Origin of the sequence: Chitinophaga filiformis, assembly GCF_021646545.1 — a bacterium.
In the GTDB taxonomy this organism is placed as follows: Bacteria; Bacteroidota; Bacteroidia; order Chitinophagales; family Chitinophagaceae; genus Chitinophaga; species Chitinophaga filiformis_A.
In genome coordinates this window covers 226,782-241,095 of sequence record NZ_JAKIRP010000002.1, presented here as the reverse complement: position 1 = coordinate 241,095, position 14,314 = coordinate 226,782, and the positions used below count along the sequence as shown (strand labels likewise).

The 14,314-nt window shown below is 45.6% G+C and carries 10 protein-coding genes; 1 reads left to right on the top strand and 9 read right to left on the bottom strand.

Features of this window, described 5'->3' with window-relative positions; all coding sequences use genetic code 11:
• Positions 1 to 150 precede the first annotated feature (150 nt).
• The 5 genes from L3C95_RS07320 to L3C95_RS07300 all read right to left on the bottom strand — a co-directional run bounded on the left by L3C95_RS07320 (position 151) and on the right by L3C95_RS07300 (position 8,701).
• Positions 151 to 4,917, bottom strand: a complete 4,767-nt coding sequence (locus tag L3C95_RS07320; RefSeq protein WP_236386228.1) for a PKD domain-containing protein — start codon at positions 4,915 to 4,917, stop codon at positions 151 to 153.
• Positions 4,918 to 5,063: 146 nt separating this feature from the next.
• The gene (locus L3C95_RS07315) at positions 5,064 to 5,981 is read right to left on the bottom strand and encodes a T9SS type A sorting domain-containing protein (protein WP_236386226.1); all 918 of its coding nucleotides are present in this window, start codon (positions 5,979 to 5,981) and stop codon (positions 5,064 to 5,066) included.
• A gap of 106 nt (positions 5,982 to 6,087) precedes the next feature.
• Positions 6,088 to 6,582: a dihydrofolate reductase gene (locus L3C95_RS07310; RefSeq protein ID WP_236386224.1), complete on the bottom strand. Its 495-nt coding sequence runs from the start codon at positions 6,580 to 6,582 to the stop codon at positions 6,088 to 6,090.
• A gap of 37 nt (positions 6,583 to 6,619) precedes the next feature.
• Positions 6,620 to 7,414 carry a thymidylate synthase gene (locus L3C95_RS07305; protein WP_236386222.1) on the bottom strand — a complete coding sequence of 265 codons (795 nt, stop codon included), beginning with the start codon at positions 7,412 to 7,414 and terminating at the stop codon, positions 6,620 to 6,622.
• 108 nt (positions 7,415 to 7,522) lie between these two features.
• Positions 7,523 to 8,701, bottom strand: a complete 1,179-nt coding sequence (locus L3C95_RS07300) for a proline dehydrogenase family protein (RefSeq protein ID WP_236386220.1) — start codon at positions 8,699 to 8,701, stop codon at positions 7,523 to 7,525.
• Between the two features lie 209 nt (positions 8,702 to 8,910).
• Here L3C95_RS07300 and L3C95_RS07295 point away from each other — a divergent pair, with 209 nt between their 5' ends.
• Entirely contained in the window at positions 8,911 to 9,699 is a 789-nt protein-coding gene (locus L3C95_RS07295; RefSeq protein WP_236386218.1) for a FecR family protein, read from the top strand.
• 1 nt (position 9,700) lies between these two features.
• Here the strand turns inward: L3C95_RS07295 and L3C95_RS07290 are convergent, their stop codons facing one another.
• From L3C95_RS07290 to L3C95_RS07275, 4 genes are all read right to left on the bottom strand, one after another.
• On the bottom strand, positions 9,701 to 10,906 hold the full coding sequence (locus L3C95_RS07290; RefSeq protein WP_236386216.1) for an NAD(P)/FAD-dependent oxidoreductase: 1,206 nt from the start codon (positions 10,904 to 10,906) through the stop codon (positions 9,701 to 9,703).
• Between the two features lie 159 nt (positions 10,907 to 11,065).
• The gene (locus tag L3C95_RS07285) at positions 11,066 to 12,097 is read right to left on the bottom strand and encodes a sugar phosphate isomerase/epimerase family protein (protein WP_236386213.1); all 1,032 of its coding nucleotides are present in this window, start codon (positions 12,095 to 12,097) and stop codon (positions 11,066 to 11,068) included.
• 210 nt (positions 12,098 to 12,307) lie between these two features.
• Positions 12,308 to 13,357 (bottom strand): bile acid:sodium symporter family protein, encoded by a 1,050-nt coding sequence (locus tag L3C95_RS07280; RefSeq protein WP_236386211.1) that lies wholly within the window; start codon positions 13,355 to 13,357, stop codon positions 12,308 to 12,310.
• Positions 13,358 to 13,388: 31 nt separating this feature from the next.
• Positions 13,389 to 14,303, bottom strand: a complete 915-nt coding sequence (locus L3C95_RS07275) for an RraA family protein (RefSeq protein WP_236386209.1) — start codon at positions 14,301 to 14,303, stop codon at positions 13,389 to 13,391.
• Between the last annotated feature and the right edge of the window lie 11 nt (positions 14,304 to 14,314).

The window sequence follows — 14,314 nt, the reverse complement described above, 5'->3', positions numbered from 1 at the left end:
AAAGCCTTGTGTTCCTATAAGGGACGAACTAGCGACCTTTTAGCGACGAACAAGCGACCTTGCGATTTATTACCTAAAACGCCTTCACTTTGTACATAAAAGGGGGCCTGACTGTCAGACAGTCAGGCCCCCTTTCTTTTATATCCTTTCTTATTGCAGGATCAGTGGTAATACTTTCTTCTCACCATAGCCTGTCAGTTCGATCAGGTAATAACCTTTCGGCAAACCAGACAGATCCAGTGGCTGCAGTTGCTGTGTTGTAGTACGGGTGTACATTACACGGCCATTGAGATTATATACATTCACCGTCACTGTTTTCAGCAATGGTTTTCCGAATTGCAGGGATACCTGTCCCTCTGATGGGTTCGGGAAGGCTTTCACCTTATTACCGCCCAGGGTCACCTCTCCCACCGCGGTGATAATCACGGATACCGGAGCTGATTTGCTGGTACAGCCATTTCCATTCAGTGATTCCACCATATAAACACCGTTCTTTCTTGCACGGTAATTAGCGGCAGTAGCGCCATCGATGGCCTTATTATCCAGATACCACTGCCAGTTATATTTACCGGAAGTGAACAGGCTGTCGCCACGCTGGGTGATCACTGGTTGAGGAGGCTGATTGGTAATAGTGAACAGCTGTGACCATGCAGTAGTATCTGCAGGAGAACTAGCCACTACTCTCACTGCGTAACTCGTAGCACAAGCCAGGCTATCCGGAAGGTCTACCTCCATAGTAATGTCCTTGCCTGTTCCGGGTCTGGAGCCCAGATTAATCACCTCATCAGGCTGTAAACCTGTCTGGCGGCCACCTGGATTCTTCAGTGTCAGCTGAACTGTAAAGACGTTGTCTGCATTAAAGTCCTGTCCGAAACCGGCAGTTACAGGAAGCGCGCTACCTCCTTCGATCGGACCATCGCCAATGGAGATGGTATCAGTTGGTGTCTCTGGTACACATGGTGTATTTACCGTCACGTAAATACTGTCGGCAGCCCGTTTATAACCGCAGGTATCGTATACGCTAACGGCATAATAACCGGATGCCGTAACCATGATGGCTTTCGTCTGCACGCCGTTATTCCAGGAATAAACAGCGGCTGTAGCACCATTGGAAGCTGTCAGCAATACACTGTCACCACATTGATTACGCTGTTGAGTGATATGCGTTATCCAGATACTGGTATCCACAGCCTGAATGGCCAATGGTTTAGTGATTGAATCGGTTCTGCCAGAAGCTCTTGTTACCTTCAATGTTACGCTGTATGCACCCGGTACTGCATAATAATGAGATGCATCCAGACCAGATACTTCACCACTGCCGTCACCGAAATTCCATTTGTATGTTGCGGAATCCACTGTGTCAGTAATGCCCTTGAAATGTATTACACGCGGCTCGCACGGTGCTGCCTTATAACTGAAATCGAGAACGGTATCAGTTGGCAGCTGTGGAACACATGGTACATTTACCGTCACATAAATACTGTCAGCAAATCGTTTATGACCGCAGGTATCGTAAACACTAACAGCATAATAACCAGATGCGGTAGCCAGGATAGTTTTCGCCTGCACGCCGGTATTCCAGGAATAAACAGCTGTTGCAGCGTTATTGAAAGCTGTCAGCAACACACTGTCACCGCATTGATTACGCTGTTGAGTAATGTGAGTTATCCAGATGCTTGTATCCACAGCCTGGATGGCCAATGGTTTAGTTTTTGAACCAGTTCTGCCGGAAGCTGTTGTTACTTCCAACGTCACATTGTATGCGCCGGCTACCGCATAATTGTGACTAGCATTCAAACCGTATACTTCCCCACTTCCATCTCCGAACTTCCATCTGTATGTTACAGAATCCTGCGTATCAGCAGTACCTATGAATTTTACCAATGTCGGATCACATCCTGTCATTTCGTAACTGAAATCTACAGGCAATACCGGCACATTCACTTTATAATGCACGGTATCTGTTGCGGCAGTACATCCTGCACCATTAGTAACAAATACCCGATAAACGCCAGGTGTTGGACGATTCAATATTGGAGATGAACCTGACATGAATGAGGTATCATTCCGGTACCATTTGTAGTAGTATACAGAATCATGCGGATAAGCGATCAGGGTGTCATTATTTGGATCAACAGAAAGATGTGCTTCCAGTCCTGGCTTAAACGGTTTCAATTCCACATAAACAGAATCTTCCGCCCTGATATTTCCATTAAGATCTCTTACTGTTACAGTGTATACACCTGGCGTAGTAACACGAATCACAGATCCCCCCTGACCATTACTCCAGGAAATAGAACCTGCGCCAGAAATCTGTGTACTGGCAACCACTATGGCGGTATCGCCACAGGCAGTCCATTTCAATATGTAAGCATCCGCATTCCATCCGGCATTAATTACACTTTGCAGTGTGTCTGCAGCGCGGACATTTCCACAGCTGTCCTTCAGCCATACTGAATAATAACCGGTGGTATGCACATGAATGGTATCATTTGTGCTACCGGTACTCCATATTACAGACGCATCAGCAGGATTTTTAACGGCTGTCAGAACATTTGTGCCTGGTAAACTCGTAGTATCACTGATGATATTCACGTTGTAAGGTACCTTCCAAACTGCTACCTGTTTTGACACGCTGTACGTGTGGCCCGCAGCTGTTGTCGCAATAAGGGTAACCGTATATGTACCAGCTGCCTCATAATAATGACTAACAGTATTGCTAGCCCCCGGATATGTTGCAGTCATACCGTCACCAAAATTCCATTTAACAGTTCTTACGGTATCCTGACTGTTAGAAGAAACAGCTGTACCAATGAATTTAATCTGTTGACTAATGCATTGGTCAGCACTATAAATGAAATTGACTGCAACGCTGTCTTTAGGAACACGAAAATACAGCGGTGGCGAAGTAACCGTGCAACCCTGTGTATTTTGTACCGTTACTTTGTATACTCCCGGAATAGGATTAAAGTAAAGACTAAAAAAATTATTTCCCCCGTTTGATAACAAAGTATCATTACGATAGAAGAAATACTGGTTGTTAGGACCGTAAGGCTCAGCGATCAATGTATCACGTCCATATCCCGAATGGGCACTCAACGTCGCGGCATCCAGTGGAGAGATAATAACATTGGCTGAATCCTTGCGTATGTTACCGGTACTGTCTTTAAGAGTAAACCCATACCATCCCTGTTTTGTCACCAGGATAGAGTCGGAGGTTGCACCAGTGTTCCACAATACCCAATAAGATCCTTTACGAGCGTTGGTATTTACCTTTAATGTAGCCATGCAATTGTTATAATTTACGGCCACATTTGCCGTCCATTCAATAGGGACCTGATTGTTGATCCTAAAGGTGTCAGCAGCTCTTTGGATAGTACAGGAGTCCATTAAATATGCTCTACATCCAACCGGTACTGTCGTCTGAATAGTATCGTTGATCGATTTGTATACAAGGTTACGCCCTACGGGATACCATAAGATCTTTTCGGGATTCGCCGTACTCACAGTTTTCGCACTTAGTATATGCATCCCCGGTACAGATACTGTGTCGTCCTGTATCTTGATATCCCAGGCAATTAACGGGTAAATGAGTACATCCTTCGCTGCAAAAGCATTGTAACCTGATTTATAGCAGGCTTCCATAACGACTTTATATATACCTGGCGCATCATAGGTATGTTCGTAGTAATACTTAGCTTTGGGATATACGTCTGACTTACCATCTCCGTAATGCCAGGTGATAGACAAAAGAGAATCGTAAACGGGTACAAGTATGCCGTTGTAAAATTTCATGCTTCCCATCTGACTACAACTGGGCATCATGAAAGTAAAATTGGCCTTAGGCATTATGTTAATCGTATCTGTTATTACATCCCCCGATTTGCTGATCTCAACCCAGTATTTGCCCGGCTCCCAGGTTGACAGGATCTGTGCACTGGAAGCAAAGTTTGGATCCATGCTTTTCCATTTGAAAGTAGCTCCGGTATTTGTAGCAGAAATAAGATATGTTTTATCCCCTCCTGTGTATAAAGTATCCATTCTATTCCACACATTATGTGTAACATATGGCGCGCGGACATTAACAGTATAGGTCCCTACGGAATCACAGACCAGATCTGCGGGATTATTCAATCTTACAGTAGCACGCACATTATAAGTACCCGGTACTGTATAGCTATGAGTAACACTATTGTACAGGCCCTGTGCCACGGAATTTTTACCATCCCCCCAGTCCCAGGACACCTGTCTGACCTGACCCGGCATATAAGGCGCCCCCATAATAGCAAAATCAAGTTTTGCTGTATCATTCGACCATACAACAGGCGTCAATACGCTCGGTGTGATCGCGCCATCTGCGATTGATATAGAACCGGAAAGTGTTGTATCACAGGCTGTATACTTCAGCTGATACAGCCCCACCTGACTTGTCTGCCAGTTGCGCGCTGTAGATACCACATTGCCATCCAGCAACCACTGATAAGTACCCAGGCTATCAAACCACTGGGGCGTAGCAAGGTTCCTTAATGTAACCGGTTGCGACGGATTACAAATGTACACTGTAGATGGCAGCTGCAAAGCAGCTCCTATCCTGATCAGCTGATCATCATGAGCGGAGTAGGTGCCCACCCTGCCAAGCTGGTCACGTACCGTCAGCTTTACACGAAAAAAGCCTTTTTGTAAAAATGTGTGCGTTACAATTGCGCCGGAAGAATCGACCGTACCATCTCCAAATTCCCATTTCCAGAAAACAAGTGGTGTGCGCGTCGGCGACCAGCTGGAATCTTTAAATGTAACGGTAAATGGTGCAGTACAGGATTGATAATGCGATTGTACGAACATTGCCCCCGGTCCATTTTGCCCGAAAGCGAAACGGCACAGGGTTAATAACACAAACAATAGTAGAGATCTCTTCATAAGTATTAAGGGAATATTACAAAATATAGTATTTGCAAATATATGTTAAAACATCCAGTTGGTTCTCCCGCCACCGCATGTACGAATTATATAGATAAAAAAAGGACTGACTATCAACCAGTCAGCCCTTTTTAAATTTTCTTTACTTATTGCAGGATCAGTGGCAATACTTTCTTCTCGCCCTCTCCTGTCAGTTCTATCAGGTAATAACCTTTCGGCAAAGCAGAGAGGTCCAGCGGCTGTAATTGCTGATATGTAGTACGGTTATACATCACACGACCGTTGAGATTGTAGACGATCACCGTTACTTTTTTCTGTATGGCTTTTTCAAATTGCAGCGATACCTGACCTGTGGAAGGATTCGGGAAGGCTTTCACCTTATTAGCGCCCAATGTTACCTCTTCACGTGCATTGATCGATGCAAATCGCGATGCTAAATCTCCATTGGGACTTATACTGGCCACCTGCGACGTGTCACTAGTGCGGGTAAACTGAACCGTATCAGAAACGCCACTGCAACCTGCCCTGTCACGAACATATACCTTATAAGTACCTGGCTGTGGATTAATTAACATAGGATAGTTTCCCACCTGTATTTCCCAGATACCACGGTACCACTTGTACAGATACTCTACAGACGTTGCTGGTTGTTGCGGAAAAGCCATCAGCGTATCATTATTCAGGATAGCTGAACGATGAATTTCAATCGTTGGGTTTAAGGCTTGTTGTGGTAAGACCTTTACTGTGTCTCTGTCAATTACTGTTCCTAACGGATTTTTTAAAACTGCCGTATAAGATGGAAGGATATTATTCAATGCAACGGACACATAAATCGAATCTCCTACGGCACCGTTATACCACACAACAGTATATTTTGGCGTTGGTCTGTTATACACACGCGCCACCAATACCACAGTATCCGAACACGGCTTCAGATAATGATACGACAGATCCATATACGTGACCGCTGTTCCGCTGGAATTGTCATGAGAAGTAACCGGTTTTTTGGCCATAGACATACGGCCCAGAGCGAGCAAAACAAACAATAATAGCATTCTTTTCATAAGTAATACGGGTTAAATTTACACTACAAATATAGACAAAAATCATCATTCAATAAGAAATCCCACCGGTAAACCGGTGGGATTCCCATTATAATATATTATGCTTTTATTTCTCTCTTTCCCAGACCTGGAATGTCAAGGCATGCGCATGTTTTTCATCCTTTTCATGACGCTCGTTTTTCACCAGTTTCCATCCTCTCGGATCAAATTCCGGGAAATAGGTATCGCCGGTAACTTCTGCGTGCACACGTGTAAGGTATAATCTATCTACAATTGGAAGTGCCATTTTGAAAATCTCACCGCCACCGGTAATGAAGATCTCCTCTGTCCCGAATGTTTTAGCTTTTTCAATGCCCGCTTCCAGGGAAGGTACCACGTAGAGCCCCTCAGCCGTATATCCCGATTGCCGGGTGATCATAATGTTGGGTCTTCCCGGCAGAACGCGGCCCAGTTCTTCGAAAGATTTACGGCCCATGACAATAGGCTTACCCATGGTCGTGTCCTTGAAGTATTTCATATCAACCGGTAAATGCCAGGGCAAATGATTGTTAATACCGATCACATTATTTTCAGATGCAGCTACTATTATAGAAAGTGTCAAGCAGTAAACATTTTAAATTCAGAAAAAGTATCATCCCTTATACAGCTACCGGAGCCTTGATATGAGGGTGATGCTGATAATTCAGCAGTTCAAAATCTTCAAATTTGAAGCCGAAAATATCTTTCACCGCCGGATTGATCTTCAGCGTTGGCAGTTCAAACGGCTGACGGCTGAGCTGCAGCTTAGCCTGTTCGAAATGATTACTGTAAAGGTGCACGTCTCCGAATGTATGGATAAACTCTCCCGGCTCCAGGTCGCATACCTGCGCCATCATCATGGTAAGAATGGCATATGAGGCAATGTTGAAGGGTACTCCCAGGAACACATCTGCACTACGCTGATATAGCTGGCAACTCAGGCGACCGTTCGCTACGTAGAACTGGAACAGGCAATGACAGGGACTTAACGCCATCTCAGGCAGGTCGCCCACGTTCCAGGCATTCACAATGATCCGCCGGGAATCCGGATTGTTCTTAATGGTCTTTACAGCTTCGCTGATCTGGTCAATAACACGGCCATCCTTGGTTTCCCAGCTACGCCATTGCTTGCCGTAAACGGGACCCAGATCGCCGTTTTCGTTCGCCCACTCGTCCCAGATGCTTACACCATGATCCTTAAGGTACTTAATATTAGTATCCCCATTCAGAAACCATAACAGCTCATAAATAATGGATTTCAGGTGCAGTTTTTTGGTGGTGACCAGCGGAAAACCTTTCTGCAGATCAAACCTTAATTGGGCGCCAAAGCAGCTCGTAGTACCTGTACCAGTCCGGTCAGTTTTCACAGCTCCCTGATCTATAATGTGTTGGAGTAGTTGAAGGTATTGTTCCATGGGCGCAAAGTAACGAATTTGTCCCTTAAACAAAAAGCGTTTCATAACAGTGAAGCTACCGCTATGAAACGCTATGTATATTTAAAAATATAAGGTGTCTGATAATTTCTATATCCCCCTACGCTTCCTTTCCCGGCGGATCAGTCCCAGCTCACGTCCCATTTGTCCGGAAATAGACGTATTCTCCTGGGCCCTGCGCAGCAGGTATGGCATTACATCTTCTACCGGGCCGTAAGGCAGGTATTTGGAAACATGATAACCGGCATGGGCGAGGTTAAAGGTGATATTATCGCTCATCCCCAATAACTGGGAGAAGCTTACATGTGAGTGGTTATGTGGTAATTGCTGCTGATGTAAAAGGCTGGCGGCCAGCATGCTACTCTGCTCGTTATGTGTGCCCACAAATACAGCCAGTTTATCTATGCGCTCCATACAGAACTTTACAGCAGCGTCGTAATCCCTGTCGGTCGCTTCCTTGTTGGGCTGGATCGGAGAAGGGTATCCCATCTCTTCTGCACGCTTGCGCTCTTTTTCCATGTAAGCGCCCCTTACCAGCTTAGCACCCAGCAGATAGCCCTGTTGCTGCGCCTTTTCGAAGGATTTCTTCAGGAAAGCCAGCCTGTCATGGCGATACATCTGGAAAGTATTATATACAATTACCTGCTGCCTGTTAAACTGCGCCATCAGCTCGTCTGCCAGGTCATCCACCGGTTGCTGGATCCAGGACTCTTCCGCATCTATCAGCAGTCCTATCTTATGTTTGGCTGCCGCTGTTGCAATGGACAGTATCCGGCTCCTGACACGGCCAAATTCTGCTGCTTCTTCCGGCGTCAGTGCTTCACGGCTGTGGATCTTTTCCAGCAGGCTGAAACGGGCAAAGCCGGTTACCTTAATAGCAATGAACGGAATATTGTGATTAGCTGCCGCATACTCTATGGCGCGGATAAATTCAGGTACAGCGTGATCATAGTTCTCCTCTCCTTCCATGGCTTCCACACCATAGTCCAGCACTACTCCCACATGAAATTTCCCCAGGTGATTGGCAGTCTGTGCTGCTTCCTGCAAACTTTCCCCGCCGCAAAACTGACTGAAGATGGTGTTACGGATCAATCCCTTTATAGGCAATTTCATTTTCAGCGCCAGCGGCGTCATTGTTGCCCCTAATTTCACCAACCAGGGCTTGCCAATGCTGCTAAACAGGAAGTCAGCCTTTTTTAATGCCTTATCTGTCTTTGATTCAAAAGCTATGGCGGTATTCTCGAATGATAATGATAGCTGCTTTTCCATGGGCCGCAAAGTTAGTATGCCGACAGATTTCCAACAAAATGATCTGACAACAATGACCGTCCGCCCGCAGCTGTTTTGAAAAACTCGAACAAAAGCCTTCTTTTATTAAACAGAACATCTGTAAGTTTCTTTTTATTTAAACCCAATAAAGCTTCCGTCCTATATTTTTTTCTTTAATTTTATATCTTCATCAAAGTCAATATTTCCCAGTGCCTACTAAGCAAGCAAATACCAGGTCACGTCGCAGATCGCCTTATATTATCGTAGTGCTACTATGTATCATTACCTTAGTCTCCGTATTCTTACTGCGGAAGCCGAAAGAAGTGCTGGCCTCCTTTCATGAAAAAGGACAGACCTACACCACCTACGAAGGCGTACTGGGAGAACGTAAAAAGATCTCACTACCAGACGGAACACCTGTTATCCTGAACAGCAATACCAAATTGCTCGTGCCTGGCAATTTCGCTCAAAGCCACACCCTCCTGCTGGATGGGGAAGCATATTTTGATTCCACCGCTTATCCGCTCACAGTCAAAACAAATATCCTGACCATGACGGCCACAAAACCTGCAGCTTTCAAAATGCGGTGTTTTGAGTCACAACAGGGTGCAACGGCCTACGTGCGGAGTGGAGAAGTGAAGGTGAGCAAATCCTATTATTCCAAAACTGATGATCAGCCGGAGATGTTAGGCCCGGGAAATATGGTACTGGCCAATAAAGAAATTGACCTGATGGAGAAAGAAACATATCACCCGGTAGAAATGGAAACCTGGCTGCAGGATAAACTGACTTTCCATGATGAACCATTTATGAATGCCGTTCGCAAACTGGAGGAATGGTACAGTACAGAGATCTATGTGGAAGGAGACGTATCTGCTGCGGGAGGCGTGAATGGAGAATTCAGCCAGGCATCTTTGACAAAAGTACTGGAAGAGATCCGGCAGACTGCCGGGTTTAATTACAAAGTCAGGAAGAATAAAGTAACTATTGATTTCTGACCTATCCTCTTCCAAAGGCAAACATCTGCGGTACAGCATTTTTCTTTCCGAGAATAATGGCGGTGATTATTTCAGCAGCTATCTGGGCAAACGTAATACCATTACCACCAAAACCCAGGGCAAAGTAAGTACGCGGCATAGCCGGATAATTACCAATGAGCGGAAGTCCGTCGTCAGTTGAAATAAATGTACCCGTCCACTGAAATTCAGATATGAAGCGAATATGCGGAAATTTCTTATTGAAGTCCTCCTGCAACATCTTCCCTTTTTTGCTGATCAGTTTATCGCGCCTCGACGGATTGTAATAGTACTCGTCCCTGCCACCTACCAATATGCGATTGTCTTTTGTCGGGCGCATATACAAATAAGGATCTTTGGTTTCCCATATCAGGCAGTTGTTATGCCAGCAACAACCATCCATCTGCAGGCTTTCACTCGCCGTAGCATATGTAGAGCGCAGTTTTAACAATGGCTCCCTGATATATTGTGAGGCTTCATAACCGGTTGCCATGATGAGGTATTTTGCTTTGATCCGGTGTCCCTCCTGCGTATGAACAATGACGCCATTCCTTTGATGGGAAATATCGGCAACAGTGGTCCTGTCATATACTTCCACTCCCTTTTTAATATTGTACTGATGCAGTAAATGGGTCAGCATGTAGGTATCTGTCTGTGCAGCCATGCGGGAATAAATAGCGCCCGGAGCATCGAACCCCATTTTGTCTTTTACCATCGCATCATCCCAATAGCTCACATCAAAACCCAGCAATTTACGTAAGGCATACTCTTTCCTGATCCATTCCTGATCTTTCTTGTACGACGCCAGAAAAAGGCTATCCCTGCGATCAAAAAAGGGTGCGCCGATCTTCTTACAGATCTTTTCCAACACCCCTATAGCCTCATAACATAACCGGTAAGCGGCAACCGCGTTCTTCTCCCCTATCCTGTTTGTTAAACGGGACAAGGAAACATCTATCTCATACTGTATCAACGAAGTACTGGCGCAGGTACTGCCTAATCCTATAGTACGGCTGTCTGCAACAATAGCCGGTATCCCTGCTGCTGTAAGATAATAGGCCGCTAATGCGCCTGAAATACCACCTCCCGCAATCAATACGTCGGTCTTTACATCATGGTCGAGACGGGGGTAATTGAATGGCAGCCCATATTTTACCAAAGAATAAGGATAACCAGCATGAAGATCCAAGGCGGCAATGTTTTAGTTAACAACAAACATCCAATTATTGTACCGGGAGAAATCAGTTTTACCACTGCAGGCAGGTCGGCTTTTTCGTATAATGGACTAAAAAAAGAACCCGGAACAATAGCGTTCCGGGTTCCCGATCTCTTACGTTGCTGTTTATTCTCAGCTCAGTTCTGCACCTACTCGCTTCAGCAGTTCCAGTGTCTTACGTACACCTTCCTCTTCAGAAAGTTTAGCGCCTTCATATTCGATACCGATATGACCTGTATAACCGGCGTCCTTTACTATTTTGAGCATTTTGCGGTAGTCTGTTTCCACGCAATTGCCTTCGGCGTCAAAATCATGTGTTTTGGCGCTTACACCTTTTGCAAAAGGCATTAATTCTGTAACTCCTTCATAGCGGTCATATTCTTCCAGGCATTTGGTAGCCGCCCATCCCTGTGGCGTATTATCTACAGGTTTGGTACGGTTCAGGCAAAAGTTACCAAAGTCGGGTAAAGTACCACAGTTAGGCATATTCACCTGTTTCATCACACCTGCCAGCCATTTACCATTGGACGAACTTCCGCCATGGTTTTCTACGATGACATTGATGTTATGTGTATTGGCGAATGTTGACAATTTAGCCAGCGATTCTGCTACTGCTTTTGCCACATCATCCGGTTTGCCTTCTCCTGCCGCATTTACACGGATAGCATGACAACCCAGGTATTCTGCCGCTTCCACCCACTTATAGTGATTCTCTACGGCTTTGTTCCTTTTCTTCTCAGCCATGTCTCCCATTTCCCCCTCACCATCAATCATAATCAGCACACTACGCACACCATTATCGCTGCAACGTTTCTTCAGATCTGCCAGGTAGGCTTTGTCCGTTGCTTTATCCTTAAAGAATTGGTTTACATATTCAACAGCTTCAATCCCGTAGTCATTCTTGGCTTTCAGCGGAAAGTCAAGATGCGACAGTTTTCCTCCGAATATAGCCTCATGGAAAGACCATTCCGCCAGAGATATCTTAAAGAATAATTCTTTAGCCGTTTTGTCAGCTGCTGTTTCTCCTACGTTGGTACTGTCTTTGCTTTCCTTTGTGGAAGAGCCGGTATTGCATGCTGCGAGCACCGAGGGCAAAAGACCCGCACCCATAGTGTACAATGCCATCTGCCTGAGAAATTCCCTGCGTTGTTTAGGATTATTCATATACGTGGTTTTATATAACAAAATACACTTTTATGGATCAAAGTAAATGCCTCATGAAAAAAACTGTAAAAAATTACCTTAAAAGAATAGTTTTTTCGCATTTTGTCATTATCTTGATAGCCACTTAACAGTAATTCCCCGTTTGTCTTTATTTATATATTCCACCTCGTTGATGTACAACGTCACTGTTGCTACATTATAAATGATAAACTAAAGCCGTTCCGTTTCCAGCTGAACGGCTTTTTCATTTGGTGCTTCTTTGGGCGGATGCCGGTGCCACCACGATGCCAGCAGAGAACCGGTTACGTTCATCAGCGGACCAAATACCGCCGGCGCCAGTCCCACTGTAGCGATCTTTCCCATATCCTTCGCAATGGCCGTTGCAAGTCCGCCGTTCTGCATGCCCACTTCAATCGCTATCGTACGGCAATCCTGCTCATTCATTCTGATAAGACGGCATAACCAATAACCCAGTGTATACCCCGAGAGGTTGTGTATAAGTGATGATAATATCAGCAATGCACCTACATCCAGCAGGCTTTCACGCCCCTTAGCTGTAATAATGACGATAATAAAAGCAATAGCCGACATCGATACTTTCGGCATGGCATTATCCAGCCATTTCAGTTTACCACTCAGGAAATGATTGAACAGCAGACCTGCCGCCACCGGCAGGATCACGATCTTACAGATGTCCCACATCATTGCGCTGACGCTGATATCTATATAACTGCCTGCCAGCCACTGCATCAGGAAAGGCGTTACAAAAGGCGCCATCATAGTGGAAACGGCCGTCAATGTAACCGACAGCGCCAGATTGGCTTTGGCGAGGTAAGAAATAACGTTGGATGCCATGCCACAGGGTACTGTTCCTATCAGCACCACACCGGCTGCTATTTCAGGCGGGAAGCTGAACAGGTGGGCAAGCCCCCAGCCTACAAAAGGCATAATGGTGAAATGACACACTACACCGGTAAAAACACCCATCGGCATTTTGATCACACCATAGAAGTCGCGTAAGCTCATAGCAGTTCCCATTCCAAACATGATGATCTGGATAAGCGGCGTAATCAGCTTTGAAAGGTCAAAACCTCCTATAGTCAGAAAGTATTGGGGATAATACATTGCTGTGGTAACAGCCGCAAAGATCATCAGCGTATACACAAAACCTCTCGTTTGCGGATGTCTTGAAAAAAGAATGGCCAGTATGACCCAGAATGCAATGATGAAAGGCCCGGCGGCGGGAAGTAATGCTGTCATAAAGTGGAAATAGTTTTAAAATTAAGAATGATCACCAGGTCCTTTTTTCCAGCATCTTATCCAGCTCCTGGCGGGTCATAGGCTTTTTGCCGGCTTGTTTGTGCTGCCATTCCAGAAACGCCTCGCGGATAGCATCTGTCCAGTTATTATCGATCTCGCCAGGCGTATATTTTCCGGCTTTCACCATTTCAAATCCGAACTGGTCTTTTACCTGTATGAACGCTGCAATACCGATCACTTTTTCTGCCAGGTGTGCAGGCACAAATACCACACCTTCACTGGAAGTCAGCACCAGATCGCCCGGCAGCACTACCGCACGGCCAATACGTATCGGTACATTCAACCCCGACAACATCACATTTTTCAGGAAAGAGGGATCCCAGTCACGCACCAGCGCATTAAACCCGTTGATCTCTTTCAGCCCTTCCAGGTCGCGTGCAGCTGCGTTAAACACTACGCCATTGCCTGAGCGGGCATAAATAGCGTTGCCCAGCGTAGAACCGATCAGCGTACCATCCGCTATTTTACCAAAGCCATCCGCAACATATACGTCCCCTTTCGATAACTGCTGGATAGGCCAGGAATTGCTGTTTCCCTTAAAGCCCCGCTGCTGTCCCCTCTCCTTCATATGCAACTCCACATCAGGACGGGAGGGTATGAACATCGCTGTTATAGCACGACCAACAATCGGCTTGTCGTCATGGATCATTTTCCAGCCGCCATCAAACTGGCAATGGTAGCCTTCTCCCTCAAGAATCGTCCATACATCATCCAGGCTTACCGTACGCGCCTGCTCAACAACTGCGTCTGGTATTTTCGGCCTTCCGTCAGGAAAGCGCTCTCCCTTCCACTCGGCAGTAAGAAAGATCAGTTCCTCCCTGGGAATGGTCTGTGCATACAAGCAGCATGACAGTAACAATAAAGGGAGGAAATAAAACAATTTCATGTATCAGTTTT